This is a genomic window from Gemmobacter fulvus (genome assembly GCF_018798885.1).
In the GTDB taxonomy this organism is placed as follows: domain Bacteria; phylum Pseudomonadota; class Alphaproteobacteria; order Rhodobacterales; family Rhodobacteraceae; genus Gemmobacter; species Gemmobacter fulvus.
Map to the genome: position 1 here is coordinate 1,274,698 of NZ_CP076361.1, position 25,287 is coordinate 1,299,984.

The following is a 25,287-nucleotide window of genomic DNA, read 5'->3' on the forward strand; positions in this document are numbered from 1 at the left end:
TTTACCCTTCAATGAAATGCGGCTTGAACCGCGACAGATCCTGCGTGATCCGGCTGGCATCTTCGCGCAGGCCCATGCCAACGCAAGCCTCGCCCACCACCCAGGCCCCGATCACCGGGCGCATTCCGCCCAGCACCGGCAGCGGGTGATAGGCCTGCACGATTTTCGGGTGGTCGTCATAGGCGGCATTGCCGGAGGCTTCGGTTTCCACGCCGCCTTCGATGATGCGGATGGACGCCCCCTCGCGCGAAAACAGCGGTTTGATGACCGAGCCCGCCGCCAGCGCCTCGGCCGCGCCGGGCACGATCCCGGCGGCAAGATCGGCGGCGAAATAGGCGGGCAGCAGATTGGGGTGGCCGGGGAACATCTGCCACAGCACCGGCAGGATCGCCTTGTTGGACAACAGCGCCTTCCATGGCGGTTCGATCAACCGGCACTGCGCCTGTGCCAGATGCGCCGCGAAAGGATCGTTCAGCAGATCTTCCCAGGGGTAGAGCTTGAACAGCGCCCCGATCACCCGGCTGTCGCCATCGGTGAACTGCCCCGCCGCCGTGACGCCGATCTGCTCCAGATCGGTGTAATGCGCGCCCAGCCCGGCCTCGCGCGCGGCCCAGGCCATCGCCTCGACCGTGGCATAGTCTTCGGCATTGCCCGCCATCGCGGCGAAATGCACATCCGTATCGGGGGCGAAGATCTCGGCGAATCGGGCGACCAACGCCTCGTGGATGCCGTTGAACTGATCGGCGCCGGGCGGCAGCACCCGCGCCTCAAGCTGCTGTTCCAGCCAGAGCCATTGGAACGACGCGCTTTCATACAGCGAGGTCGGGGTATCGGCATTGTATTCCAGCAGCTTGGCCGGGCCGGTGCCGTCATAGGCCAGATCGAAGCGTCCATAAAGCTCTGGTTCGCCTGCCAGCCAGCTGTTCGCGATCAGATCCCAATGGGTCTGCGGCAGGCCCATGCGCGCCATCAGCGACTCTGATCCGACGATATGCGCCACCGCCTCGCGGCACATGGCGTGAAGGGCTGTGGCCGGATCTTCGAGATCGTCTTCGATCTGGCGCAGCGTAAAACGGTAGGCAGAGGTTTCATCCCAGTAGGGTTCGCCGTGCATATCGGCAAATGTGAAACCCAGCCTTTCGGCTTCGGCCCGCCAATCGGGGCGTTCCGGCATACGTATACGGTCCAAACCAATCTCCTCCACAGTCTTTTTCCATATCGGCGCTGTGGCCGGGCGGTGCAAGTGCCTCTGTCCAAGGATTGCGTTCCGGCCTGCGTCTCACCTATCGTGATGCGGATGGACAGACCCGATGAAATGCTTGCCACAGCCGCCGCAGGGGGCGACCGCGCCGCCTTTGCGGCGCTGGTGACGCGGCATTACGACCGGATTTACAGGCTGGGCTGGCGGCTGACCGGATCGGTGGCCGACGCGCAGGATCTGGCGCAGGACATCTGCGCCGCCCTGCCCGCCAAACTGGCAGGCTGGCGCGGCGAGGCGCGGTTCACTACCTGGCTTTACCGGGTCGTGGTCAATGCCGCGCAGGATCTGCGCCGCCGCCATGCCAGCCGCGCCCGCGCGGCGGATGGCTGGGGCGATTGGGAGCTGGCCCGGCAGGACCAGATCAGCGAGGACCGCGCCGCCCTTCAGTGGCTGGAAAGCGCCATGGCGCGGCTCAGCCCCGAATTGCAGGACACCGTGGCGCTGGTGCTGGGCGAGGAGATGACACAGGCCGAAGCGGGCGAGGTTCTGGGCCTGTCGGAAGGCACGGTTGCGTGGCGTATGTCCGAGGTCAAGAAGCGGCTTCGGCGTATCGCGGCAGAGGAGGCACGGGCATGACTGCGACCCCTGAGGAGCTTGACCGCCTGCGCCATGGCCTGCGCGCCGCGCCGATTGCGCCACAGGCGGCGCGGCTGGCCGCGCTGGAGGCAGCACTTGCGGCGTTTGATGCGGTGGCCGCGCATGTTCCGGCCCCCAAGCCAGCCCCCGTGCCGATCTGGAAAACATGGCTGGCGCGTCTGCGAGGCCCCATCGGCTTTGCCGGGGCGGCGGCCGCCGTGGCAGTGACCATGTTTGCCATCGCCCCGGCGCTGCGCGCGCCGGAACCCACCGCGCCTCAGGTGACCGCCGCCGCCCCCGCGCCGATGGCGACCGAGATGGCCGCCCCGGAGGCCGCCGTCCCCGCCGCCCGCCACATGGCCAAAGGGACCGCAGCGCCCGTGCCCGCGTGGGAGCAATTGCGCCTTGCCCTTGATGCCGGGCACAGACCCGATCTCGCCGCGATCAACCCGGCAGAGCTGCTGACCGAACTCTGGCAAGGCAAGCCGCTGCCCGACCGCTGGGCGCTGCCTCTGCCGGGGACCGATGCCGAACACCTGCTGCTGGTCGCGGCCCCGCTGCCCGACAGTGGCCCCGAACTGGCGCGCAGCGCGGGCGGCGCGCGCTTGCTGCGCCTGCCGGGGCCAGCGCCCGACGCCGCTCCCTTGGCGCAGTTTGGCGGCGCGGTGGTGGCGCTGGTGCTGGCGCTGCGGGGCAATGCGGTGCCGCCCGACCGGGCGCTTGCCATCGCCAGCAAAACCGCCCCGGCGGATGAGGCCGACAAGCTGGCGCTGTTGCGGGCGCTGGTGGCACGGGTCCGCTGACCCGCCATGACAAAGGCGCGCCGGTTTTCCGACGCGCCCCAGACTTCGATGGACTGACCTCAGATGACGCTGGTTTCCACCGGCTTGGCATCCACCACCTGCGCGGGGGTGGCCGCGCCGCGACCGATCTCGATCCGGCGCGGCTTCAACGCTTCGGGCGTTTCGCGCAGCAGGTCGATATGCAGCATCCCGTGTTCATGGCTGGCCCCGGTGACGCGCACATGATCGGCCAGCGCAAAGCGGCGTTCAAAGGCGCGGGTTGCGATGCCGCGATGCAGGAAGTTGCGCGTGCCCTCTTCGGTAGCCTTGCGGGCGGTCACGAACAGCGCACCCTCCTTCACCTCGACATTCAGCTCGTCAGGCGCAAAGCCTGCAACGGCGATCGAGATGCGATAGGCATTCTCTTCGGTCTTTTCGATATTGTAGGGCGGATAGGTCGGCTGGGCGACATCGGCGTTCAGGGCGCGGTCCACCAGATCGGCAACGCGGTCAAAGCCGACAGTGGCACGATAGAGCGGAGCAAAGTCAAAGTTACGCATGATCATCCTCGAAAAAGCGATGTGTCAGGTCTGCCCCCCGTTGCCGGGCGGGCGGTTGGTCCGGGCCCGTCTTGGCACCCGGTGACATCTATCTGGGAAAGACCGGTCCGCCTTTCAAGAGGGCGCGCGCGCCTTCAGGGCCGGGTTTCGGGGCGCAGAAATTTGGCGCCGCCCCCCTGCCCGCCCATGCGCCGCACCGATGCCGTGCCGCCCGGCATCGTGCCCGAGGTTTCCGCCATCTCGGCCCGCAGATCGGCCAGCGGCCCCTCAAGCGAGGTGCCCAGCGCCACCGGCTTGCCCTCCACTTCAGCCTTGGCCGACACGACCGAAACAACCCGCGCCACCCCACCGCGCAACGAAAACACCGGCGAGCCGGAGGCCCCGAAATCCACATCACAGGACAGGATCAGCATTTCCGGCTTCTGGGCCAGAACCTCGCACATTTCCTGCAAGGACGGGGCCTCGGCCCGATCCTTTGCATAAGACACCACTCCGACTGAAGATCCGGTCAGCGGCTGGCTGTCCGTCTCGAACGGCAGGATCGACGGCAGGCGGATCGGCTGATCCAGTTGCAACAGCGCCAGATCATGCGTCACGCGTTCCAGCTTTTCCTGCCCGCCAAAGACAAAATCCGGATGCGCCACCGCCCGTTTCACATGACGATAGGCCGCCGCCCGGCCATTGCGCCAGCCCGCGAGAAATTCGATTTCGGCCGGGTCGATCCGCGCGCCGGTCTCCTTGTCGAACAGGCAATGCCCGGCGGTCAGCACAAGATCCGGCGCAATCAGCGCCCCGGTGCAAAACCCCTTGCGCCCGAGGTTGAGCCGCCCCACCGCATCCCAGCCCCGGCTGTCATCACCGGTCTGAAGGCTGCGCAACCGCGCATCCTGCGCCAGGGCGGGCAGACACATCAGCATCAGGGCAAGGGTGGCAATCAGGCGCATCAATCCTCCTGCGCCGGGCATAGTCCGGCACTCCGGCAGGAATGTGGCAAATCCCCGGTTCAGGCAAGGGCGCGCGGTCGCGGCCCGCCCGTGGCCCAGTCCAAAAGCTCCACCGTATGCACAATGGGCACAGTCGTGCCGGACCCGATCTGCATCATGCAGCCGATATTGCCCGCCGCAATCACCTGCGGCGCCTTCGCCTCCAGCGTTTTTACCTTGCGCGCCTTCAGCTCTGCCGAAATCTCGGGCTGCAACAGGTTGTAGGTGCCCGCAGAGCCACAGCACAGATGGCTGTCGGCGGGCTCCACCACTTCGAACCCGACCCGTTTCAGCAGGTCTTTCGGCGCAGATTTCACCTGTTGCCCATGTTGCAGCGAACAGGCGGCGTGATAGGCGACGCGCAGGCCCTTCGGCGCACCCTCCGGCAGGCCCAGCCTGACCAGAAGCTCACTCACATCCAGCGCCAGCGCCGAGACTTCGGCAGCCTCTGCCGCCAGTGGATCATTGCGCAACATATGGCCGTAATCCTTGACGGTGGTGCCGCAGCCCGAGGTGTTGATCACCACGGCATCCAGCCCCCCGGCCCGCTTTTCCGCCATCCAGGCCGCAATATTGGCCGCCGCCTGCGCATGGCTTTCGCCGGTGCGCCCCATGTGATGCGTCAGCGCACCACAACAGCCCATGCCGCGCGCCACCACCACCTCGCAGCCCAGCCGCCGCAACAGGCGGATGGTGGCATCATTGATATCGGTGTTCAGCGCCTTTTGCGCACAGCCGGTCAGCAGTGCCACCCGCATCCGGCGCGCGCCGAGGGGGGCAAACACCTGCGGATCGTCATTGCGGCTGACGGCGGGCACCTGTTTCGGGGCCATCGCCACCATCGCCCGCAACCGCCGGTCCGGCAACAACCGCGCAAAGGGCCGCGCCATCTTGGCCCCCAGCAAGGCCAGACGGAACCGCCCCGGATAGGGGATGATACGCGACAGAACCCAGCGCAGCAGCCGGTCGGTGACAGGGCGCTTGTAGGTCTGTTCGATATATTCCCGCGCCTGATCCACCAGATGCATGTAATGCACGCCGCTGGGGCAGGTGGTCATGCAGGACAGACAGCTCAGACAGCGGTCAATATGCTTGACCGTTTTCGCATCCGCCGGGCGGCCCGTCTCCAGCATCTCCTTGATCAGGTAGATCCGTCCGCGCGGGCTGTCCAGCTCATCGCCCAGAACCTGATAGGTCGGGCATGTGGCGGTGCAGAAGCCGCAATGCACACAGGTCCGCAGGATCTCATTGGCGCGGGCAAGGTTTGGGTCGCGCAGCTGTTCCGGGGTGAAATGGGTCTGCATGTCAAACTCCCGCAAACAGGGTGGCCGCGGTGGATCGGGCGCTCATGCCGTTGCCGCCGCAAAAATTCCGCGCGGATCGAACTGCGCCCGCAAACCGCGCGTCAGCGCCGCCAGTGGCGCAGGCTCCGGCGGCAAGGCCGCAAGCCCCGCCGCACCGCGCAGCCGCGTCGCATGGCCGCGAAACGCACCCAGCCGCGCCCGCAGATCCTCCCCCGGCGCCATCAGCGCCCAGATCAGCCCGCCGCCCCAATCATAGATCACCGCCTCGGCCCCCAGCCGCGCCACCAGTCCCGGCGCCTCCGAAGGCACGACCGACAGCCGCCACACATCCCCGGCCTGCCCGGCAAAGGCCGTCACATCGCGGATCGCCTCCCAGGGCGACGGCACCTCGCTCACCGCGCCAAACGGGGCCAGCAGATGCGCCAGCCGCCCGGCCCGATACCGCACCGACTCGCTGAACCCTTCCAGCCGCAGATAGGTGCCCTGCCCCGGCAGATGCGCCGCCCCCGTCACCTCATAGGGCGAGCCGAGCGCCGCCGACAGCGCGGCCACCGCCTGCCCATCCGCCAATCCCGGTATCTCCAGCGTCGCGCAATCCTCCGGCACCGGCAAGACCTTCAGCGCCACCTCGGTCAGCACGCCAAGACTGCCCCGGCTGCCCGCCATCAGCTTGACCAGATCATAGCCGGTCACATTCTTCATCACCCGCCCGCCATTGCGGATCACACCGCCCCGGCCATCGACAAAGCGCACACCCAGCAGAAAATCACGACACGCGCCAACCTGCACCCGCCGCGGCCCCGAGGCGTTCTCCGCCACCACCCCGCCCAGCGTCGAAAGGCCCTCGCGCCCCAGCACCCGCCGCAGGTCGGGCACTTCAAAAGCCAACCGCTGCCCCTCGGCGGCCAGAAGATCCGCCACCTCCGCCACCGGCGTGCCCGCCGCCGCCACCAGCGTCAACGCCCCCGGCTCATAAAGCCGCACACCCGACAGCCCCGCCGTCTCCAGTACCGCGCCCGCCCCCTGCTGCCCGCGCGTGCCGCCGCCCCGCACCGCCAGCGGCGCTTGCGCGGCACGGATCATCTCGGCCAGCTCTGCCTCGGTCTCTGGGCGCATCTCATGCTCTTTCATCTTGGCAAAAATATCCTGCGGGAGTCCGGGGGCGCACAGCCCCCGGCGCGGTCAACCAGCGCGGCGACTGGCGGTGATCTGCAACGGAAACACCTTGGCCGGGTTCAGCAACCAGCGCGGGTCGAACACATCCTTGATCCACAGCTGCGCCTCCAGATCCTCGGGCGCATATTGCACCGTCATCAGATCGCGCTTCTCGATCCCCACACCATGCTCGCCGGTCAGACAACCGCCGACCTCGACACAGAGCTTCAGGATCTCGGCGCCCAGGGCTTCGCATTTTTCCTGATCGCCGGGCAGGTTGGCGTCATACAGGATCAGCGGGTGCATATTGCCATCGCCGGCATGAAACACATTGGCCACATCCAGCCCGAAGGTGCGGCTCAGCTCACCGATGCGGCGCAGCACGAAGGGCAGGCTCGATACCGGGATCGTGCCATCAAGGCACATATAGTCATTGATCTGCCCCATCGCGCCAAAGGCCGATTTGCGGCCCAGCCAGATGCGCTTGGCCTGATCCTCATCCGCCGCCTCGCGCAGCGCCACCGGATTGTGACGGCGCGCAATCGCCATGATCAGGTCAAGCTGGTGCCTGATTTCGGCGGCCGATCCCTCCACCTCGACGATCAGCAGCGCCTCGCACATCGGATAGCCCGCCTTGGCAAAGGCCTCGCAGGCCTCGATACAAGGGCGATCCATGAACTCGATCGCCACCGGCAGCACACCCGCCTTGATGATGTCGGTGACACAGGCCCCTGCCACTTCCGAACTGTCGAACCCCATCAGCACCGGCAGCGCGCCTTCCGGTTTGGGCAGGATGCGCAGCGTCGCCTCGGTCACCACGCCCAACTGCCCTTCCGAGCCGCAGATCACCCCCAGCAGGTCCAGCCCGCCCGCATCCATCCACGGGCCGCCAACCTCGATCACCGTGCCATCCATCAGCACCATGGTCACGCCCAGCAGATTGTTGGTCGTAACACCGTATTTCAGGCAATGCGCCCCGCCCGAATTCATCGCGATATTGCCGGAAATCGCACAAGCCAGCTGGCTGGACGGATCGGGCGCATAAAAGAAGCCTTCGGCCTCGACCGCGCCGGTCACCGCCAGATTGGTGCGCCCGGCCTGCACCCGGATAAAGCGGTTGGGGTAATCCACCTCCAGCACTGCGTTCATCCGGGCCACCCCCAGAATCACGCTGTCCGCCGTCGGCAGTGCGCCTCCGGCAAGGCTGGTGCCCGCCCCGCGCGGCACCACCGGCACGCCTTCGGCATGACAGACCTTCAGCGCCGCCGCGACCTCTGCCGTCGTACGCGGCAGAACGGCGGCCAGCGGCGGGCAGCGATAGGCCGACAGCGCATCACATTCATAAGCGCACACCTCATGGGGATCATGCACCACCGCATCCTGCGGCAGAACCTCCAGCAGCCGGTCGACAATGCGCGCCTTGCGCGCAAGGATCGCCGGGTCGGGCAGGGGCATGTCCATGCGGGCCTCACTCTCTTGGATTGTCGGCTCTCGGATTATTGGTAAAGTAATATAACCAATTTCACGCTTTGGCAAGCGCGACCTTTGTCGTTAGTCTGACCACATGAATGCCCTGAGCCTGCTTGCCCTTTTCACGCCGCTCGATCTTGCCGCCGTGGCCTATACGCTGCTGGGCGCCTGGGCCTTGCAGCTGCTGATCGAACACCCGACCCTGCGCCGCCCGTCGGTTTCGGTCATCATGACGCATTACCGCCGCGACTGGATGCGCGAATTCGTCACCCGCCAGCCGCGCATCTTTGATGCCAATATTCTGGACGGGCTGCGGCAAGGCATCACCTTCTATGCCTCCACCTGCATGCTGGCACTGGGCGGCGGGCTGGCCTTGCTGGGCGATACCGCGCCCTTGCAGGGGCTGGCGCAAAGCTTTGCGCTGGTCGCCGATCCGGTGCTGGTGATCAAGGCCAAGATCCTGTTCATTCTGGCCTTCGTGGTGAATGCCTTTCTGAAATTCGTCTGGTCGCATCGGCTGTTTGGCTATTGTTCGCTGCTGATGGCCTCGGTCCCGAATGACGCCAGCCACCCGCAGGCCTTTCCGCGTGCGGCCCGCGCTGCCGAGGTGAACATCACCGCCGCGCGCAATTACAACCGGGGTCTGCGCTCGGTCTATTTCGCCATCGGGGCCTTGGGTTGGCTGGTCGGCCCCTGGGGGCTGCTGATCACCATGACCGCCACCTTTGCCACGCTGATCCGGCGCGAATTCGCCTCGCAATCTCGCGCCGCCATGCTGGACCGGTTGTCAGAGACAGAGTGAGACCGCCTGCGCCACCGCGGCCCCCGACAGCCGCGCCCCGGCGGCGGTCTGCATCAGCCCGCCCGCCAGCGCCTCGCCCGCGAACCAGATCTTCCCGGCCACCGGCTCGGCCAGAACCGCCCGCGCCTGTGCCTTGCCGGGCCGGGCAGCGGCATAGGCACCGCGCATCCAGCGTTCACCGCCCCAGCGCGTCATCATGCCATGGCCCAGATGGCGGCGGGTGTCGGATCCGAACAGATCAATCAGCCGGTCGCGGGCAAAATCCACCGAGGCTTCCGGCCCTGCCGCCTCCAGCTCCCATGCGAAATCGCCGCCGACGAAACCGACCATCAGGTTGAGGTCGAACGGAAAACACAGAAAGAACAGGTCGTGCCGCGCGTGGCGCTCCATCAGCAGATCGTCGAAGGGCGACAGGCCAAGCCGGGTGCCCGATACCGCAATCGGGATCTTGGTCAGCAGGCCCATCGGCAGATCAAAGATCGCCTCCTGATGCCGCTCGGGCAAGGCGGGCGCAAAGGTGATACCGTCAAATTGCAGCACGCCGGTGGAGACGGTGACAATCACCGCCCGTGCGGCCTGTGTGCCCTGATCGGTATCCACCGCCACGCCCGGCCCGTCCCAGCGGATGCGACGCACCGGCGTATTGAGGCAAACCGGCACATCCGCGCCCCAGCGGTGGATCAGCGCGCCAAAACCTTCGCGGGTAAAATAATTCGGTTCCAGATCCGCGGCGGCGAGAAAATCCGCGATGGAGATTTCGTCATCATCCGCGCCAAAATCCATCGGGCCGCTGAAGGTGGCACTGGCACGCAGATAGTGACAATCGGCCAGAACCGCAGCCAGCCGGTCCTCGGCCCCGTGATCCGCCGCCAGACAGGCGGCCATAGCGGCCTCTGCTGCGCGCATCCGGTCCAGATCCCCAGCATCGGCCCGGCGCGCCCCGAAGTAAAGGTGATCCAGCGCCATGTCGTGATGATAGAGCGTCCAGCCCGCCGCCTGTGCCTCGGGGTAAAACGGGTTGCGGTCTGCCGCATGCAGCCAGGCACAGCCGATGTCAAAGGGCACACCGAAATCCGTATCGGTGGTCAGCGCGCGCCCGCCGATACGGCCCATCGCCTCCATCACCACAAAACTGCGCCCGGCCGCGCGCAGGCTCTTGGCGGCAGACAGGCCCGCCGCGCCCGCGCCCACGATGACCACATCCACATCGCCCATGATCCCCTCCGCGAAAGGCCGATGACGCGGCGGGCAGTGCCGCCATGCCATCATCGCATTGCGTGGGTGGATTACAAAGCCCTATGCCGTCCCATGGCAAACCGCCCCTCGCGCAGCCAGGCGGTCAGCGCCAGCGCCGCCGCCAGCAGCAGATAGGCCCAGCCCGGCAGCAGCGCCGCCACGCGGATGTCCTGCGTGACATAGGCCCCGCGCGGCGTGATGCCGATCCAGCCCCGACCCGCCGCCGCGCGCCCTTCGCCCACGGCGCGCACATCCGGCGTGCCCGCCTCGATCCGCAGGATGCCGCCATTGCTGGCCGCCACGATGGGGGCGAGCTTCTCGCCGCTGGCAATCGTTTCCTCGAACTCTTTCGGAGCGGGCGGGCCGACCGCGACCACGGTTTCCAGCGTGCCCTGTTGCAGCCGGTACAGCCCGACCATCGGCGCGGCAAATTCGGCGGCGTAATGGCCGGGGCCGATCTGCGGCAGGACGAGAGGGGTGGTCGTCCCATCCGGCAGGGTGATCGTCACCGGGCCGGGGTCCAGCTCTGATACGGTGCGCCGGGTGATGGCCAGCGTCTGATCCTCGGGCAGTGCCGTCAGGATCTCTTCTTCCAGATCGGGTTCCTTCAGCATCCAATGGGCCAGACGGCGCAGCAATTCCAGTTGCGGCCCGCCGCCCTCATAGCCCCGGCCCCAGAGCCAGGCATGATCCGAGGCCAGCACCGCCACCCGGCCCTCGCCCTCGCGCGCCAGCACCAGCAGCGGCTTGCCCTCAGCCCCCTGCATCACCACCTGCCCTGCGCCGCGCGCGGAAATCTCGATCTGCCGGAACCAGCGGCCCCAGCCGTCTTTCGGCCCCAGTGCCTCAAGCCCCTGGGTGACCGGATGGCGCTGCCCCAGATCGGTCAGCTTGGGCCGGAACCCGCCTTCCAGAACCCGGCTTGTGGTGTCGACCGGCAGAATATCGGCCAGAGGTGAGCGCCAGAGGCTATCTGCCGTGCCAAACTCAGGCCCCGCCGCCACCAGAACCGTGCCGCCCTGCGTGACGTAGTCGCGCACGTTTTCCAGATAGGAGGTGGGCAAGATGCCGCGCAGGCGATAGCGGTCAAAGATGATCAGGTCGAATTCGTCGATCTTTTCCACGAACAGTTCACGCGTGGGAAAGGCGATCAGCGACAGTTCCTCGACCGGGATGCCATCCTGCTTTTCCGGTGGGCGCAGAATGGTGAAATGCACCAGATCGACCGAAGGGTCGGATTTCAGCAGATTGCGCCAGACCCGCTCGCCCGCATGGGGCTCGCCCGAGACCAGCAGCACGCGCAGCCGGTCGCGCACGCCGTTGATTGCCGTCACCGAGGCATTGTTGCGATCTGTCAATTCGCCATCCGTCACGGCAACCTGAAACTGGATGATGTTCTGCCCGCCATGCGGCAGCGTGACCGGCAGTTCCAGATCCTCACCCACCGGCACATCATACCAGTCGGGCGGGCCGCCATCCACCGCGATGGACAATTGCGCCGTGCCGCCGACGCCTTCGGGCACCTGCCCCTGATCCTCGACCCGGAGAGTCAGCGCCACCGGCTCGCCCAGAATGGCGAAGGCGGGCGCGTTGCGGATGATCAGGCGGCGGTCCCAATCCGCCGTCTCGCCGGTCAGCAGCACATGCAGCGGCGCGGGCATTTGTGGTGCCAGATCAAGGTCATGCACCTGCCCATCGGTGATCAGCACCGCCCCCGCCACCCGGGCGCGCGGCTCTTCCGCCAGCGCCTCGGCCAAAGCGGCCATGAGCGGCGTGCCCCCATCGCCCGGCGCATCCTGCGCCGTCACTTCGCGCAGCTCGGTATTGGGCAAGGACGCAACCTCGGCCCGCAGCCGCGCCAGCGCCGCTGCCGTTTGCGCAGGCCGGGTACCGACGGTCTGGCTGGAGCTTTCGTCCACCACCGCAATCACGATATCGGTCAGCGGCGCGCGGTCCTCTTGCTGCAACGACGGATTGGCCAGCGCCACCAGCAGGATGAACGCCGCCGCCGCGCGCGGCAACCAGCCCGCCAGCCCGCGCCACAGCGCATAACCAGTCAGCAGCACCGCCAGCATGGCCAGACCGGCAATCACCAGCAGCGGCAGATGCGGATCAAGGATCACCGCGCCGGTCATTGCCCCAGCCTTTCCAGAAGCGCAGGCACATGAACCTGATCGGATTTATAGTTGCCGGTCAGCACATACATGATGAGATTGACCCCGAAGCGATACGAAATCTCGCGCTGGCGCTCCCCGCCAGAACCACGCCCGACCGGGAACATCGGGCTGCCATCCGCATCGACAGCCCAGGCCGAGGCCCAGTCATTGCCGCCCACCACAACCGGCGTCACGCCATCATTGAGGTTGCGGAACGGCATCCCTTCTGCCTGTTCGGCATCGGCGGGTGCCGCCTCGACCCAGATCCCTGCGGCATAGCGGCCCGGGAAATCCTGCAACAGATAGAAGGTCCGGGTCAGCACATGATCCGCCGCAACCGGCTCCAGCGGCGGAATGTCCAGCGCCGAGGCGATCAGTTGCAACCGCTTGCTTTCCGGGCTGCTGCCGCCCGACAGGCCCGCATCGCGGGTATCGAACAGGATCATGCCGCCGGTGCGCAGATACTGGTTCAGCTTCTGATAGGCCGCGACCGACGGCAGGGGCTGATCCGCCGTCACCGGCCAATAGAGAAAGGGAAAGAACGCCAGCTCATCGCGTTCTATATCCACCGCCATCGCATCGGCAGGCTCGATCGTCGTGCGCTCGAACAGGCGCAGGCCAAGGCCGCGCAGACCCGCCGCCGCCACCTCATCCACCCGGGCATCGCCGGTGACGACATGCGCCAGCCGCACTTCGGAGGTGGCGGCCCGTGCAAAGGCATCGTCCTGCGCCCGCGCCTCGGGTGCCGCAAGCCCAAAGGCCAGCACCGCCACCGCCAGCCGCGCGGCAAGACGCCCCGACAGCCGCCCCGAAATCCACAGCGCCGCCACGATATCGGCCAACAGCAGCAGCAGTGCCGCCGCCAGAAAACCGCCCTTCAGCGCCTGTTCCTGCCGTGCCTCCATACCCTCGATGCGGATACGCTCGGGCCAGACCGCTGCCTGCAACTCGGTGTCGGCGCTGATCACGTTCAGCGCGATGCGACGCTCCTCTCCGGCATAAAGGCCGGGCAGCAGCGTGGGGCCCAACAGGCCTGCGGCCAGATCCTCGCCCGCAACACCGGGCAGGCTGCCCGGATCACCGGCGGTGCCAAAGGCATCCAGCACCCGTTCCGGCACAAAGGTCTGCCCCGCCAGATCCGCCGCTTCGGGCTGGGTCGGGCGGGTCGAAACCGCCAGCCGCTCCAGCATCTGCACGAACAGGCCCGACAGCGGCAGGTTCGACCATTCGGCATTGGCGGTAACGTGGAACAGCACCACCTGCCCCTGCCCCACCGCCTTGCGGGTGACCAAAGGCGTGCCATCGGCCAGCGCCGCAATCGTGCGCTGCGACAGATCGGGGTCAGGCTGGGCCAGAACCTGCGCCGTCACCGCAACCTCGGGCGGCACCGGCAGGCCGAAGAAGGGACTGGTTTCGGCAAAGGGGGCCAGCGTCTTGGGATCGCCCCAGCTCATCGCGCCGCCCAGCGCCCGCCCGCCCTCGCGCAGACGCACCGGCAGCAGCGGATCGGTGGCACTGCGCGCAATGTCGGAGGCGGCCAGTTTCGGCCCGGCAAAGCGCAGCAGCAGACCGCCATTGTCCAGCCAATCCAGCAAACTGTCGCTTTCGGCCTGCGTCAGCCGCGCCACATCGGTCAGCACGATCACATCGGGGCTGGCCAGCAGGACATCGCTCAACCCGCCGTCGATCAGTTCGGCCACCGGGGCCAGCGCCTGCCGCAGGTAATGCGTGGGCGACAGCAGCAGCAGCCCTTCCGCATCCGCGCCGCCGCCGATCAGCGCCACCTTGCGCCGTTTCAGGCTGTCATCGGTCAGCGTCACCGCCCCGGCAGAGCGGATGCCCGCAATCTCGAACCGGGTCAGACGGTTGCGCAGTTCCGGCGGCAGCGCAAGCGCAGTTTCGGCACGGTTGGCCCCGGCGGCAAAGCTGAGCGTGGCGCGCACCAGTTCGCGGTCGATCCCGGCAGGGTCCAGCCCGCGGGCCGAAACCTCCAGTTCCTGCGCGCCGCCTGCGGGCAGGCGCAGCGCGGCGATCTGCACCGCGCCATCCTTGAAGGTGATGGGTTGCAGCGCCAGCACCGCGCGCGGGCTTTCAAACACCGTCACCGGCCCGCCCTGTTCCAGCGCCGCCAGCAGATCGGCGCGGCCAGGATGCGCCAGACCATCTGACAGCCAATAGGTTTCCATCGCGGCCCCCTGGGGCATCGCCGCCGCCCATCCGGCCAGATCGGTCGGGGCATAGGGCTGCGGCTGCACCCCGGACAGGCGGCTGACGGCAACGCCCGCGGCCTGAAACACCGGCGCCTCCGGCGGATCGGTCAGCCGGATCAGGGCCACGGTGCGGCCCGCCCGCCCGGCAGCCTCGGCCAGCACCTTGGCCCGTTCGATCCGGCGCGGCCAGTCGCGGGCATCGGCCCAGCCCGCGTCCATCACGATCAGCAGCGGCGCGTCCGAGGCGGTGTTGCCCCGTTCGGGGTTCAGAACCGGGCCTGCAAAGGCGATGATCGCGGCGGCGATGGCGCAGGCACGCAGCAGCAAGAGCCAGAGCGGCGTCTTGTCCGCCTCGGCATCCTCGTCGCGCAGGCCCAGCAGCAGCGCCACCCCCGGAAAGCGGCGGCGGATCGGTGCGGGCGGGATGGCGCGCAGCAGAAACCACAGCACCGGCAGCGCAATCAGCGCCGTCAGGATCAGCGGGGCGGTAAAGCCAAGGGGCCCGATCATCCACATCAGAGTGCCGCCCCCAAGGCCCGGTAAAGCCAGAGCAAGGCCGGCTGCGGCGCATCCCCGGTATGATGGGTGCTGACATGCCAGCCCGAAGCCCGCGCCAGCAGCGCCAGCCGGTCCTTGCGTTCGGCCAGCCGCGCCAGATAGCGGCCGCGCAGGTCCGAGGCACGCAGGGTCTCGTGGCGCAGACTGCCGCTCATCGATTCAAAGATCGTGCGGCCATCAAAGGGAAAATCTTCCTCTGCCGGGTCCAGCACCTGCAGGATGACCCCGCGCACATTGCGATCCGACGCCGCGGCAATCGCCGCCTCGACCCCGGCCATATCGCCCAGAAAATCCGAAATCAGCACGGCGCGGCCATGCGGGATCAGGCCGCTGGTCTGCGGGGTGCCGTAATCCTCGCCGCTGTCCTGGCTCAGTGACAGCGCCAGCCGTTCGGCCTGCGCGCGCCCCGACCGGGGCGGCAGATCGGGCCCCATCAGCCCCACTCTTTCGCCGCCGCGCAGCAGCAGCACCGCCAGCGCCAGCGCCAACAGGCGGGCGCGGTCGGCCTTGGGCCCGCGGGTCTTGGCACCGGAAAACCGCATCGAGGCCGAAGGATCAACCCAGAGCGACACGCTTTGCGCCGCCTGCCATTCGCGTTCGCGCACGAAATGCGCATCCGACCGGGCCGAGCGCCGCCAATCCAGCATTCGCGCCGAATCGCCCGCATGGGCAGGGCGGTATTGCCAGAATTCATCGCCCATTCCCGCCCGACGGCGGCCATGTTCGCCCAGAATCACCGCGCCCGCCAGATGATCCGCCGCCGCCAGCAAGGGCGGCAGCGACTGACCAAGAGCATCAGACCGGGCGCGCAGATCGGGCGAAAGGCTCACGCTGCCGCCTCAAGGCGCAGGCTGCGGGCGGTGACGCGGGCGATTACGGTGGCCAGATTGTCGCCACGCGCACGGGCGGCGAAATTCAGCGCCATACGGTGCGACAGCACCGGCCGCGCCAAAGCCGCCACATCCGCCACCGAAGGGGCCAGCCGCCCGTCCAGCAAGGCGCGGGCGCGGCAGGTCAGCATCAGGGCCTGCGCTGCGCGCGGGCCGGGGCCCCAGCTGAGCGTGTCGGCCAGAGCGGCCCCTTCCGGCTCACCGGGGCGGCAGGCGCGCACCAGATCCAGAATGGCCTCGACCACCGACTCGCCGACCGGCATCCGGCGGATCACCTCTTGCGCTTCCAGCAGCTCGGCGGCGCTGAACACCTGATGCACCTGCGCATCGTCCACCCCCGTGGTTGCCAGCAGGATGTCCCGCTCGGTCGCGCGGTCGGGATAATCCACGTCGATCTGCACCAGAAAGCGGTCCAGCTGCGCTTCGGGCAGCGGATAGGTGCCTTCCTGTTCGATCGGGTTCTGCGTTGCCAGCACATGAAAGGGGCGGCCCAGCGGGCGGTGTTCGCCCGCAATCGTCACCTCGCGCTCCTGCATCGCTTGCAGCAGCGCCGATTGTGTGCGCGGGCTGGCCCGGTTGATCTCGTCCGCCATCAGCAACTGGCAGAAGATCGGCCCTTCGATGAAGCGGAAGGCGCGCCCGCCCGCCGCCGTGGTTTCCAGCACTTCAGAGCCCAGAATATCGGCGGGCATCAGGTCGGGCGTGAACTGGATGCGGCTGCCTTTCAGCCCCATCACGGTCGACAGCGTATCGACCAGCCGGGTCTTGCCCAGACCCGGCAGACCCACCAGCAACGCATGGCCGCCACAGAGCATCGAGGCCAGAACCAGATCCACCACCTTTTCCTGCCCGATGAACCGCTTGTTGATCGACGCTTTCGCCTCGGCCAGTTTGGCCCCCAAAGCCTCGATCCGGTCCACCAATGCTTCTGCCATGACTTCTACCCCTGAGAGTTATATCCTGTGTATTAGACCGAATTGCGGGGCCGGGCACAAATGACAAAAGCGAAAGAGCCACAAATGGTTGTGAAACCCGGAATAGTCGAAGCCGTGCAGGCGGTTGCCAAGAAAGGCCCGCCGCCGGTGCATCTGTGGAACCCGCCCTATTGCGGCGAGATGGATATGCGGATCGCGCGCGACGGCACGTGGTTTCACGAGGGCACGCCGATTGGACGCGCGCCGTTGGTCAAGATGTTTTCCTCAATCCTCAAGCGCGAGGGCGACAAGTTTTTTCTGGTGACGCCGGTGGAAAAGCTGGGCATCGTGGTCGAGGATGCGCCCTTTGTCGCCACCGATTTTTCGGTGGCAGGCGAAGGCGCGGCGCAGGTCATCACCTTCACGACCCATGTCGGCGATACGGTGGCCGCCGGGCCGGAGGCGCCGATCCGGGTGGTGCGCGATGCGGGCACCGATGAACCGGCCCCCTATGTGATCGTGCGCGCAGGGCTGGAGGCGCGGATCGACCGCAAAAGCTTTTACCGGCTGGTGGAGATCGGCGTGACCGAGCGCCATGACGGCGCGGAATGGTTCGGCCTGTGGTCGGGCGGACAGTTCTTCCCGATGATCCCGGCGGCAGATCTGGCGGGGTGATCACAGGGGGCGGATCCGGGCCGCCATGGCGGGATTGCACAGCCGCCATGCGCCTGCGCAGGGTGACGCGCCGGGCAAAACAGTCTAGGTCAGCCCCACCCTGCCGGAGACTGTGCCCATGATCCCTGCCCGCTTTGCCCCCATTCTGTTCGGCCTGATCCTGTCGGGCCTGATGTCCTGCATCGTCAGCGGCATTGCCACGCTGCGCGCCTTGGGCGCGGTGGACGGTTTCGTCGCGGCCTGGATGGGCAGCTGGATGGTGGCCTGGGCGATTGCCTTTCCCACCGTGCTGCTGGTCGCACCGCTGACGCGGCGGATCGTGGCGCGGCTGACGGCTGCGCCGCAGCGCGGCTAAGGCCTTGCCGCGCGGGCGGGGATTGCTAGAATGGCGCAAAGGGCAGCAGGCCCTGCCACTCCAGAAGGATCAGCCATGACCATTGCCGCGCCGGAAACCCAGATTGTGACCAAATGGAAAGTGGCCTGTGATGGGGGCGACGGTGCGCTGGGGCATCCGCGTGTCTGGCTGACCATTCCGCAGGATACCGGCTTTGTGGAATGTGGGTATTGCGACAAGCGCTATGTGATCGACCGCGACCATGCGCATGACGATCACTGATCACCGGCACCGGCTGTGAAACGATGGGGGTGGCGGTTGGGCATGGCTCTGGCCACGCCCTTTTTGCTCATTGCCCTGTGGCTTCTGGCCGGGTTTGCCGGGGCCCTAATCCCGGCGCAGGTGGCCCGGCATGACGGGCCTGCGGTAGTGGAGATCGGGCTGATTGCCACGCCCATTCACTATGACCTCTTGCTGCCGCTGACCCCGGCCCTGCGCCGCCGCTTTGGCTTTGCCGCCGCCTCAGGGGTGGCGGTGGACGGGCCGGAGGCGGGCTGGCTGCTGGTGGGATGGGGCGCACAAGGCTTTTACACCAGCGCGGGCCGCTATGCCGATGTGCCAGCCGGGGCTGTGGCGCAGGGCATCATTGGCGACGGGTCGGTGGTGCGGCTGGAGGCCTGGGGGCAGTTTGCCCTGACCGATCTGCCCGATGCACAGGTGCTGCGCCTGACCGCGTCGGGCTATGAGGCGGTGCTGACCCGGATCGAGGCAGAGCTGGGCACGCCCCGCCTTGTGAAAGCCCCCGGCCTGACGCCGCAGGATGCGTTTTTCGCAGGCTCCACCGGCTTTTCGATCCTGCGCACCTGCAATGTCTGGATGGGCGAGACGCTGCGTGCGGCGGGGGTCAGGCTGGGCGGCTGGACGCCCACGCCGCAATCCCTGCGCTTTTCGCTGTGGGCCTGGGGTGAGCGCGCCGCACCCTAGCGGCGTCTGGCCATCACCACCCCCAGAACTGCCCCGGCTATCGCGCCTGCGGGCACCCAAAAAAACGCAACCCCCATCGCATAGGCACCCTCGGCCTGCGAAATCGAGACGACCGAGGGCAGCAGGATGCCGATGGCCCCGGCCAGCACCCCGCCCGCCAGAAACCCGGCCACGGCCCACAGCCCTGTTTTCATGCCCTCTCCCCTTCCCGCGCCCTGCAACGGGTGGAAGCCCGCAGCGCTTCGTGGCAATACTGCCATGAAACCGGGCGAAGGGGTGATGGAAATGACATTCGGAAAAGGCTGCCACCTGCACCTGATCGACGGCTCTGCCTTCATCTTTCGCGCCTATCACGCGCTGCCGCCGCTGACGCGCAAATCCGATGGCCTGCCGATCGGGGCGGTGGCGGGCTTTTGCAACATGCTGTTCCGCTATGTCGAAAACAACAAGGGCCCGGATGCCCCGACCCACGTGGCCGTGATTTTCGACCATTCGTCGAAAACCTTCCGCAACGAGATCTACCCGGCCTACAAGGCCAACCGGCCAGAGCTGCCGGAAGACCTGCGCCCGCAATTCCCCCTGACGCGCGAGGCGACGCGGGCCTTCAACATCGCCTGTATCGAAACCGAAGGCTACGAGGCCGATGACATCATCGCCGCCATGTCCTGCAAGGCGCGCAATGCGGGCGGGCGGGTGACGATCATCAGTTCTGACAAGGATCTGATGCAGTTGATCGGCGACGGCGTGGTGATGTTCGACGCGATGAAGAACAAGACCATCGACCGCGACGAGGTCTTCGAGAAATTCGGCGTCGGCCCGGACCGGGTGGTGGATGTGCAGGCGCTGGCGGGCGATTCGGTCGACAATGTGCCGGGCGCGCCGGGCATCGGCATCAAGACCGCGGCCCTGCTCATTCAGGAATATGGCGATCTGGAAACGCTGCTGGCGCGCGCCGGCGAGATCAAGCAGCCCAAACGCCGCGAGGCGCTGGTGAACAATGCAGAGTTGATCCGCATTTCCAAACGTCTGGTGCAGCTGGATTGCGACACGCCGCTGGATTTCAGCCTTGAAAGCCTTGAGGTCAGGGTGCCGGATGCCGAGGTGATCCTGCCCTTCCTGAACGTGATGGAATTCCGCACGCTGACAAAACGTGTGGCCGACAGCCTGAAAGTGGCGGCCCCCGTCGCGGCCCTGTTGACCGAGACGGCAGCCCCTGTGGCCACCCCCGCCGAGGCGCTGACATTCGATCATGCCAGCTATGAGGCCGTCACCACGCCCGAAGCACTGGCGGTCTGGGTCGCCCGCATCCGCGAACGTGGCTATGTGGCCTTTGACACCGAAACCACCAGCCTTGACGAGATGCGCGCCGATCTGGTGGGCATCTCGCTTTGCGTCGACGCCGGAGTGGCCTGTTACATCCCGATTGGCCATCGGCAGGGCGGCGGCGATCTGTTCGCCTCTGACAGCCTGACCGAGGGGCAATTGCCGCTGGCCGAGGTTCTGGCGCAGCTGAAGCCTGTGCTGGAGGATGACGCCATCCTCAAGATCGCGCAGAACATGAAATACGATGCCAAGATCATGGCGCGGCTTGGCGTGCAGGTGGCCCCCATCGCCGACACCATGCTGATGAGCTATGCCATGCACGGCGGCCTGCACAATCACGGCATGGACGAACTGTCGGAACGCTATCTGTCCCATACGCCGATCCCGATCAAACCGCTGCTCGGCTCGGGCAAATCGGCAGTCACCTTTGATCGCGTGGGCATTGCCGATGCGGTAAAATATGCCGCCGAGGACGCCGATGTCACGCTGCGCCTATGGCAGAAGTTCCAGCCGATGCTGCACCGCGTGGGCGTGACCACAGTGTACGAGACGCTGGAGCGTCCGCTGGTGCCGGTGCTGATGCAGATGGAAATGGCGGGCGTGCAGGTGGATCGCAACACGCTGTCGCGCATGTCCAGCGCCTTTGCGCAGAAAATGGCAGCACTGGAAGCCGAGATTCACGAGCTGGCGGGCGGGCCATTCAACGTCGGCAGCCCGAAACAGCTGGGCGAGATCCTGTTTGACCGGCTGGGCCTGCCGGGCGGTGAAAAGGGTAAGACCGGGGCCTATGCCACCGGCGCCGATGTGCTGGAAGACATTGCCGCCGAAGGCGTGGTGGAGGCGGGCCGCACTCTGGCGGCGCGGGTGCTGGACTGGCGGCAGCTGAGCAAGCTGAAATCCACCTATACCGACGCGCTGCAAACCCATATCCACCCCGACACCGGGCGGGTGCATACCTCTTATTCCATCGCCGGGGCCAATACCGGGCGGCTGGCCTCGACCGATCCGAACCTGCAAAACATTCCCGTCCGCTCTGAAGAGGGCCGCCGCATCCGCGAGGCTTTTGTTGCCCCGGTAGGCCGGGTGCTGGTGAGCCTGGACTACAGCCAGATCGAGCTGCGGATTCTGGCGCATATGGCCAATATCCCGGCGCTGAAACAGGCCTTTACCGATGGGCTGGACATCCACGCCATGACCGCCTCGGAAATGTTCAACGTGCCGATGGCGCAGATGACCTCGGATATCCGCCGTCAGGCCAAGGCGATCAATTTTGGCGTGATCTATGGCATTTCCGGCTTTGGCCTTGCCCGCAACCTGCGCATCCCGCGCGCCGAGGCGCAGGGCTTCATCGACCGCTATTTTGAGCGTTTCCCCGGCATCCGCGCCTATATGGATGACACGATTGCCTTCGCAAAAGCCAATGGCCATGTGCAGACGCTGTTCGGGCGCAAGATCCACACGCCCGAGATCAACGCCAAGGGCCCCGGTGCGGGCTTTGCCAAACGCGCCGCGATCAATGCGCCGATTCAGGGCACCGCCGCCGATGTGATCCGCCGCGCCATGATCCGCATGCCCGCCGCCATCGCCGGGCTGGATGCAAAGATGCTGCTGCAAGTGCATGACGAATTGCTGTTCGAAGTGGCCGAGACGGATGTGGAGCGTCTGATCACCGCCGCCAAGCACACGATGGAAACCGCCGCCGACCCTGCGGTGAAGCTGTCGGTGCATCTGACGGTCGAGGCCGGGCAAGGGCCGAACTGGGCAGCGGCCCATTAAGCCGGGAGGCGGCAATGATTGCGACCTGGCCCGAATTGCGCGACACCGCACTCGGGCTGGGCCTGCCCTGCATCACCCACGCCACCCCCTGGGGCCATGAGGCGCTGAAGGCGCATGGCAAGCTGTGGTGCTATTGGTCGTTCTACGAGGATGCGGCGGTCTTCAAGGCCGACCGCGACGAACGCGAGATGTTGATGCAGGCCGATCCGCAGACCTTTTTCCTGCATCCGCATTACGCGCCGCATGCGCTGGTTCTGGTGCGCGCAGGCCGGATCGACCCCGACTGGGCCCGCGCAAGGCTGATCCGGCAATGGCGCGATGCCGCGCCGAAACGCTGGTTGAAGGCATGGGATGCCGCACAGGGCGGCCCCCCGCCCCTCTGATCGGGATCAGTCGGCCTTCGCCAGCATCCGCCCCAGAACACGACCGCCCAGAATATGCAGGTGGAAATGCGGCACTTCCTGCACCCCGGCCTCGCCCGCATTGGTGATGGCGCGGAAGCCTTGCCCGCCCTCGCCCGGCTGCACCCCGGTCATTTCACAGACCTGCGCCACCGCCCGGTGAAAATCGACGATCTCGGCATCCGGCGCATCGCGCAGAAAATGGTCGTAGGTGACATAGGGCCCCTTCGGGATCACCAGAACATGCACCGGTGCCTGCGGATAAAGGTCGTGGAAGGCCAGCGTATGCGTGGTTTCCAGCAAGGTTTTGTTCGGAATCTCACCGCGCAGGATACGGGCAAAGATGTTCTGCGGATCGTAGGTATAGGCCATCTGTCTCAGTCCACGAAAAGGTAATGGGTGTCGGCAATCTCGCGCGCCTTTTCCAGAGAGATCCCCAGAAACGCGGCCAGAGGGCCGGTGTTCTCTTCCACCGTGGCAGATTGCCGGATGCGGTGGAAGCCCTCGAAATCGGCATCGCGGATTCTGTCGCTTTCAAACTTCACGTCATAGCGGATGGTGGGCAGCAGCTTGTCGATGGTTTCCTGCGGAGTCTTTTCGCCCGCCAGCCCCACGCGGCGGGCATGGCCGATCAGATATTCATCGGTGAATTCACACTCCACCTCCAGCAGGCGGATGTTCGATCTGTCCGCATAGAAATCCTGCATCAGCTCCACATTGCCCGGATCAATGCAGACCACCAGCTTTTCGGTGTTCCAATAATCGAACAACATCCGCACCAGCGCGCGGCGATGGCGTGTTCGCTTTTCGATGGTGGTCTGGATTCCGCCCAGATCGGGCAGCGGGGTGGAGCCTTCGTTGAACAGGTAATCCACCGCCGGCAGGCCGGTCACATGGCGCACCCGCTCCACCAGACGTTTCGCCACATGCCATTTCTTGCAGGTCACGATCAGCAGGGTGCGTTCGCGGCCAAGGCTGGTTTCCGCCTCCCAGAACCGCGGGGCGAAGCGGCGCCCGATCCGGCCCCGCCCGGTCAGAAACTTGTAAAGGCTGCGCCCCTCGCCCGAAATCGGGAAAGACACCCCTTCGGCGGTATACAGATCGCCCAGCCGCTGCTTCAGCGCCTTTGCATCCGCCGAGATCTTGCGGGCGAACAGATAATCCTGCGAAATCAGCAGATCATATTGATCGTTGTAAAAATTCACCGGCATCCCGTAATCGGTGAACATCAGAAAGGTCAGCGTGCGGCTGCGAATTTCGTCCTGGGGCACCAGATGGCGCACCAGCGTCTGAAAGAAGGTTTCATCCGGGATCCAGGTGGTGCGGAAGAACCGCATCACATCGCGCCGCTTGCGGCAGAACTCCAACACCCATTCCACCGTGCGGCGGCGCAGGCACCACCATTGCGAGCCGATCTGGATCGCCAGATCCTCGGGCACGGGCCGCGCCAGCCCGAACTTCTGCTGGAGGTCGAGCGAGGTATAGAACAGCCATTTATGGGTGCGTTCGTTGAAATAGTGGCGATAGATCAGCCGCTCACCCTTGATCCCAGTCTTGATCCAGTCCGAGCGGAAGAAATCGAAGCTTTCGATGTAATCCACATCGTCCTTTTCCAGAAAGTCATGGGCATATTCCGCCGATTTGATCGGCATGCAGTCGCCCGACAGCATGTAGAAATGCGTGGCTCTGGGAAAGCTGTCGACCGCCGCGCGCACCGCCTGCAGGGTGGCATCGACCAGACTCCACCCGCCCCAGCCGCATTTCAGCCGCTTGGCGGCAAAGGCGACAGAGCGGTTTCCGGCAAGGGCGGTGCGAATCTTGTCGTAATCCTCGCGCCGGGCACGGGCATCGAAATGGATGGCAATGTAATCACCGGCCGCCGTGAGCCGCTGCGCCTGGGCGATGATCCCCTCGGGGTCTTTGTGACACAGAAGAATATAGGCGATTTTTGCCATCCAGAAAACTCTGACCCTCTTTTCCTCGTCACTGTTTCCATAAAGTGCTTTATGGGTCATTGAAAAGACAGAGTTTGTTTGCTTTTTGTGACGATAACGACAGAAGCCCGCATGACCGGCGGGACTTCGAGCTTTGGAGGCGAGGCAGATGGGGTTTCCCGGCACCTGGATGACCGAGAGTGAGAGCGTTGTGTACCGTGTGGTGCCGAAATGTGCCTGTTCGACGATTGGCCAGATCATGTTCTATGCGGATCACGGCAAGTTTTTTGACGGTGACATTCACGATTCGACCACCGGCCTGCACAAATGGAGCCAGGAGATCAGCCAGCCGCTGATCGAACGCAATGTGAAGAAGCACAAAAGCTATGCCTTCACCTGCGTGCGTAATCCCTATACGCGCATCCTGTCATCGTTCTTCGACAAGATCTGCGGCATCCAGCGTAATGGCAAACGCTATCGCGGCAATCTGGTGCCGCTCTTGACCCAGAAATACGGGATCGAGGTCGGCGGCGATGACGGCAAACAGGAGTTTGACCAGATCGCCAGCTTCCGGCGCTTTCTGCTGTTCGCGCGCGACACCATCCGCTTTCGCAAACCGATGGAGCCTGACATCCATTGGTCGGCCATGTCGGGCCATGTGTCCACCTTCATCGTGAACGGTGGCCGCTATGACCACATCTTTTTCACCGAACGGTTCAATGACGGCATGCAGGTCGTGCTGGACAACATCAAGACCAAGCACAAGGTGAACCTGAAGAAGATCCCCAAGTTCAACGAAAGCGAAGGCCACGGGCCGAAACGCCTGCATCCGGTTGAAGATTACTTCGACGATCTGTCCCGCCATCTGGTGTGGGAGATCTACAAGCGCGACTTCCAGCTGTTCAAATATGATTTCGACAATCCGGCCAACAAGATGCCGCTGTCCGAGGTCGATCTTGACGAGGTGCACGCCAAACTCGGCGAGTGATCCGAGTGCCCCCCT

24 protein-coding genes are annotated in these 25,287 nt (G+C 65.8%); 10 read left to right on the forward strand and 14 right to left on the reverse strand.

Annotated elements, in window-relative coordinates; all coding sequences use genetic code 11:
- Position 1: 1 nt before the first annotated feature.
- Complete coding sequence (locus KM031_RS06260; RefSeq protein ID WP_215503671.1) at positions 2 to 1,189, reverse strand: glutathionylspermidine synthase family protein; 1,188 nt, start codon at positions 1,187 to 1,189, stop codon at positions 2 to 4.
- Positions 1,190 to 1,297: 108 nt separating this feature from the next.
- Between KM031_RS06260 and KM031_RS06265 the strand changes: the two genes are divergently transcribed.
- Both KM031_RS06265 and KM031_RS06270 read left to right on the forward strand, forming a co-directional pair.
- Positions 1,298 to 1,837, forward strand: coding sequence for an RNA polymerase sigma factor (locus KM031_RS06265; RefSeq protein WP_215503672.1), 540 nt, complete (start codon positions 1,298 to 1,300; stop codon positions 1,835 to 1,837).
- Positions 1,834 to 2,640: a hypothetical protein gene (locus KM031_RS06270; RefSeq protein ID WP_215503673.1), complete on the forward strand. Its 807-nt coding sequence runs from the start codon at positions 1,834 to 1,836 to the stop codon at positions 2,638 to 2,640. Before KM031_RS06265 ends, KM031_RS06270 begins: the two co-directional genes overlap by 4 nt.
- A 59-nt stretch (positions 2,641 to 2,699) precedes the next feature.
- Here KM031_RS06270 and KM031_RS06275 read toward each other — a convergent pair whose 3' ends face one another.
- From KM031_RS06275 to KM031_RS06295, 5 genes are all read right to left on the reverse strand, one after another.
- Positions 2,700 to 3,179 (reverse strand): Hsp20 family protein, encoded by a 480-nt coding sequence (locus KM031_RS06275; RefSeq protein WP_215503674.1) that lies wholly within the window; start codon positions 3,177 to 3,179, stop codon positions 2,700 to 2,702.
- Between the two features lie 134 nt (positions 3,180 to 3,313).
- A complete protein-coding gene (locus KM031_RS06280; protein WP_215503675.1) occupies positions 3,314 to 4,123 on the reverse strand; it encodes a trypsin-like serine peptidase in 810 nt (269 codons plus the stop codon).
- 59 nt (positions 4,124 to 4,182) lie between these two features.
- Positions 4,183 to 5,466: a glycolate oxidase subunit GlcF gene (glcF, locus tag KM031_RS06285; RefSeq protein ID WP_215503676.1), complete on the reverse strand. Its 1,284-nt coding sequence runs from the start codon at positions 5,464 to 5,466 to the stop codon at positions 4,183 to 4,185.
- A 42-nt stretch (positions 5,467 to 5,508) separates the two neighbouring features.
- On the reverse strand, positions 5,509 to 6,582 hold the full coding sequence (locus KM031_RS06290) for an FAD-binding protein (RefSeq protein ID WP_215503677.1): 1,074 nt from the start codon (positions 6,580 to 6,582) through the stop codon (positions 5,509 to 5,511).
- Between the two features lie 66 nt (positions 6,583 to 6,648).
- The gene (locus KM031_RS06295; RefSeq protein WP_215503678.1) at positions 6,649 to 8,082 is read right to left on the reverse strand and encodes an FAD-linked oxidase C-terminal domain-containing protein; all 1,434 of its coding nucleotides are present in this window, start codon (positions 8,080 to 8,082) and stop codon (positions 6,649 to 6,651) included.
- Positions 8,083 to 8,185: 103 nt separating this feature from the next.
- Here KM031_RS06295 and KM031_RS06300 point away from each other — a divergent pair, with 103 nt between their 5' ends.
- A complete protein-coding gene (locus tag KM031_RS06300; RefSeq protein ID WP_215503679.1) occupies positions 8,186 to 8,893 on the forward strand; it encodes a DUF599 domain-containing protein in 708 nt (235 codons plus the stop codon).
- Here the strand turns inward: KM031_RS06300 and KM031_RS06305 are convergent.
- The 5 genes from KM031_RS06305 to KM031_RS06325 all read right to left on the reverse strand — a co-directional run bounded on the left by KM031_RS06305 (position 8,879) and on the right by KM031_RS06325 (position 16,878).
- Positions 8,879 to 10,108 carry a flavin monoamine oxidase family protein gene (locus KM031_RS06305; RefSeq protein WP_215503680.1) on the reverse strand — a complete coding sequence of 410 codons (1,230 nt, stop codon included), beginning with the start codon at positions 10,106 to 10,108 and terminating at the stop codon, positions 8,879 to 8,881. The genes KM031_RS06300 and KM031_RS06305 overlap by 15 nt on opposite strands.
- Positions 10,109 to 10,179: 71 nt before the next feature.
- Positions 10,180 to 12,264, reverse strand: coding sequence for a glutamine amidotransferase (locus KM031_RS06310; protein WP_215503681.1), 2,085 nt, complete (start codon positions 12,262 to 12,264; stop codon positions 10,180 to 10,182).
- Positions 12,261 to 15,011: a DUF4159 domain-containing protein gene (locus tag KM031_RS06315; protein ID WP_215503682.1), complete on the reverse strand. Its 2,751-nt coding sequence runs from the start codon at positions 15,009 to 15,011 to the stop codon at positions 12,261 to 12,263. The genes KM031_RS06310 and KM031_RS06315 overlap by 4 nt, the downstream gene beginning before the upstream one ends.
- Positions 15,011 to 15,883 (reverse strand): DUF58 domain-containing protein, encoded by an 873-nt coding sequence (locus tag KM031_RS06320; protein ID WP_215503683.1) that lies wholly within the window; start codon positions 15,881 to 15,883, stop codon positions 15,011 to 15,013. The genes KM031_RS06315 and KM031_RS06320 overlap by 1 nt, the downstream gene beginning before the upstream one ends.
- Positions 15,880 to 16,878: an AAA family ATPase gene (locus KM031_RS06325; RefSeq protein ID WP_215503684.1), complete on the reverse strand. Its 999-nt coding sequence runs from the start codon at positions 16,876 to 16,878 to the stop codon at positions 15,880 to 15,882. The genes KM031_RS06320 and KM031_RS06325 overlap by 4 nt, the downstream gene beginning before the upstream one ends.
- Before the next feature lie 84 nt (positions 16,879 to 16,962).
- Here KM031_RS06325 and KM031_RS06330 point away from each other — a divergent pair, with 84 nt between their 5' ends.
- The 4 genes from KM031_RS06330 to KM031_RS06345 all read left to right on the forward strand — a co-directional run bounded on the left by KM031_RS06330 (position 16,963) and on the right by KM031_RS06345 (position 18,850).
- Positions 16,963 to 17,532, forward strand: coding sequence for a DUF1285 domain-containing protein (locus tag KM031_RS06330; protein ID WP_215503685.1), 570 nt, complete (start codon positions 16,963 to 16,965; stop codon positions 17,530 to 17,532).
- A gap of 118 nt (positions 17,533 to 17,650) precedes the next feature.
- Positions 17,651 to 17,887, forward strand: coding sequence for a DUF2798 domain-containing protein (locus KM031_RS06335; RefSeq protein WP_215503686.1), 237 nt, complete (start codon positions 17,651 to 17,653; stop codon positions 17,885 to 17,887).
- A 75-nt stretch (positions 17,888 to 17,962) separates the two neighbouring features.
- The gene (locus KM031_RS06340) at positions 17,963 to 18,148 is read left to right on the forward strand and encodes a zinc-finger domain-containing protein (RefSeq protein ID WP_215503687.1); all 186 of its coding nucleotides are present in this window, start codon (positions 17,963 to 17,965) and stop codon (positions 18,146 to 18,148) included.
- Between the two features lie 42 nt (positions 18,149 to 18,190).
- Positions 18,191 to 18,850, forward strand: coding sequence for a DUF2459 domain-containing protein (locus KM031_RS06345; protein ID WP_215503688.1), 660 nt, complete (start codon positions 18,191 to 18,193; stop codon positions 18,848 to 18,850).
- On the opposite strand, the gene KM031_RS06350 is transcribed toward KM031_RS06345, so the two are convergent.
- Complete coding sequence (locus tag KM031_RS06350) at positions 18,847 to 19,044, reverse strand: hypothetical protein (RefSeq protein ID WP_215503689.1); 198 nt, start codon at positions 19,042 to 19,044, stop codon at positions 18,847 to 18,849. The genes KM031_RS06345 and KM031_RS06350 overlap by 4 nt on opposite strands.
- Positions 19,045 to 19,135: 91 nt before the next feature.
- On the opposite strand from KM031_RS06350, the gene polA reads away from it, so the two are divergent.
- Together polA and KM031_RS06360 are read left to right on the forward strand one after the other, a co-directional pair.
- A complete protein-coding gene (gene polA / locus KM031_RS06355; protein ID WP_215503690.1) occupies positions 19,136 to 21,949 on the forward strand; it encodes a DNA polymerase I in 2,814 nt (937 codons plus the stop codon).
- A 14-nt stretch (positions 21,950 to 21,963) separates the two neighbouring features.
- Entirely contained in the window at positions 21,964 to 22,332 is a 369-nt protein-coding gene (locus tag KM031_RS06360) for an MmcQ/YjbR family DNA-binding protein (protein WP_215503691.1), read from the forward strand.
- A 6-nt stretch (positions 22,333 to 22,338) separates the two neighbouring features.
- Here the strand turns inward: KM031_RS06360 and KM031_RS06365 are convergent, their stop codons facing one another.
- Both KM031_RS06365 and KM031_RS06370 read right to left on the reverse strand, forming a co-directional pair.
- Positions 22,339 to 22,722: an HIT domain-containing protein gene (locus tag KM031_RS06365; RefSeq protein ID WP_215503692.1), complete on the reverse strand. Its 384-nt coding sequence runs from the start codon at positions 22,720 to 22,722 to the stop codon at positions 22,339 to 22,341.
- Positions 22,723 to 22,727: 5 nt separating this feature from the next.
- Positions 22,728 to 24,305: a DUF5928 domain-containing protein gene (locus KM031_RS06370; RefSeq protein ID WP_215503693.1), complete on the reverse strand. Its 1,578-nt coding sequence runs from the start codon at positions 24,303 to 24,305 to the stop codon at positions 22,728 to 22,730.
- A 148-nt stretch (positions 24,306 to 24,453) separates the two neighbouring features.
- Between KM031_RS06370 and KM031_RS06375 the strand changes: the two genes are divergently transcribed.
- Positions 24,454 to 25,272, forward strand: coding sequence for a sulfotransferase family protein (locus tag KM031_RS06375; RefSeq protein ID WP_215503694.1), 819 nt, complete (start codon positions 24,454 to 24,456; stop codon positions 25,270 to 25,272).
- Positions 25,273 to 25,287: the final 15 nt, after the last annotated feature.

Excerpts from the sequence above, each read along its gene's own strand:
- KM031_RS06265 (WP_215503672.1), top strand. The coding sequence starts at position 1,298 with ATGGACAGACCCGATGAAATGCTTGCCACAGCCGCCGCAGGGGGCGAC.
- KM031_RS06270 (WP_215503673.1), top strand. The coding sequence starts at position 1,834 with ATGACTGCGACCCCTGAGGAGCTTGACCGCCTGCGCCATGGCCTGCGC.
- KM031_RS06275 (WP_215503674.1), bottom strand. The coding sequence starts at position 3,179 with ATGCGTAACTTTGACTTTGCTCCGCTCTATCGTGCCACTGTCGGCTTT.
- KM031_RS06280 (WP_215503675.1), bottom strand. The coding sequence starts at position 4,123 with ATGCGCCTGATTGCCACCCTTGCCCTGATGCTGATGTGTCTGCCCGCC.
- glcF (WP_215503676.1), bottom strand. The coding sequence starts at position 5,466 with ATGCAGACCCATTTCACCCCGGAACAGCTGCGCGACCCAAACCTTGCC.
- KM031_RS06290 (WP_215503677.1), bottom strand. The coding sequence starts at position 6,582 with ATGCGCCCAGAGACCGAGGCAGAGCTGGCCGAGATGATCCGTGCCGCG.
- KM031_RS06295 (WP_215503678.1), bottom strand. The coding sequence starts at position 8,082 with ATGGACATGCCCCTGCCCGACCCGGCGATCCTTGCGCGCAAGGCGCGC.
- KM031_RS06300 (WP_215503679.1), top strand. The coding sequence starts at position 8,186 with ATGAATGCCCTGAGCCTGCTTGCCCTTTTCACGCCGCTCGATCTTGCC.
- KM031_RS06305 (WP_215503680.1), bottom strand. The coding sequence starts at position 10,108 with ATGGGCGATGTGGATGTGGTCATCGTGGGCGCGGGCGCGGCGGGCCTG.
- KM031_RS06310 (WP_215503681.1), bottom strand. The coding sequence starts at position 12,264 with ATGACCGGCGCGGTGATCCTTGATCCGCATCTGCCGCTGCTGGTGATT.
- KM031_RS06315 (WP_215503682.1), bottom strand. The coding sequence starts at position 15,011 with ATGTGGATGATCGGGCCCCTTGGCTTTACCGCCCCGCTGATCCTGACG.
- KM031_RS06325 (WP_215503684.1), bottom strand. The coding sequence starts at position 16,878 with ATGGCAGAAGCATTGGTGGACCGGATCGAGGCTTTGGGGGCCAAACTG.
- KM031_RS06330 (WP_215503685.1), top strand. The coding sequence starts at position 16,963 with ATGGTTGTGAAACCCGGAATAGTCGAAGCCGTGCAGGCGGTTGCCAAG.
- KM031_RS06335 (WP_215503686.1), top strand. The coding sequence starts at position 17,651 with ATGATCCCTGCCCGCTTTGCCCCCATTCTGTTCGGCCTGATCCTGTCG.
- KM031_RS06340 (WP_215503687.1), top strand. The coding sequence starts at position 17,963 with ATGACCATTGCCGCGCCGGAAACCCAGATTGTGACCAAATGGAAAGTG.
- KM031_RS06345 (WP_215503688.1), top strand. The coding sequence starts at position 18,191 with ATGGCTCTGGCCACGCCCTTTTTGCTCATTGCCCTGTGGCTTCTGGCC.
- KM031_RS06350 (WP_215503689.1), bottom strand. The coding sequence starts at position 19,044 with ATGAAAACAGGGCTGTGGGCCGTGGCCGGGTTTCTGGCGGGCGGGGTG.
- polA (WP_215503690.1), top strand. The coding sequence starts at position 19,136 with ATGACATTCGGAAAAGGCTGCCACCTGCACCTGATCGACGGCTCTGCC.
- KM031_RS06360 (WP_215503691.1), top strand. The coding sequence starts at position 21,964 with ATGATTGCGACCTGGCCCGAATTGCGCGACACCGCACTCGGGCTGGGC.
- KM031_RS06365 (WP_215503692.1), bottom strand. The coding sequence starts at position 22,722 with ATGGCCTATACCTACGATCCGCAGAACATCTTTGCCCGTATCCTGCGC.
- KM031_RS06370 (WP_215503693.1), bottom strand. The coding sequence starts at position 24,305 with ATGGCAAAAATCGCCTATATTCTTCTGTGTCACAAAGACCCCGAGGGG.
- KM031_RS06375 (WP_215503694.1), top strand. The coding sequence starts at position 24,454 with ATGGGGTTTCCCGGCACCTGGATGACCGAGAGTGAGAGCGTTGTGTAC.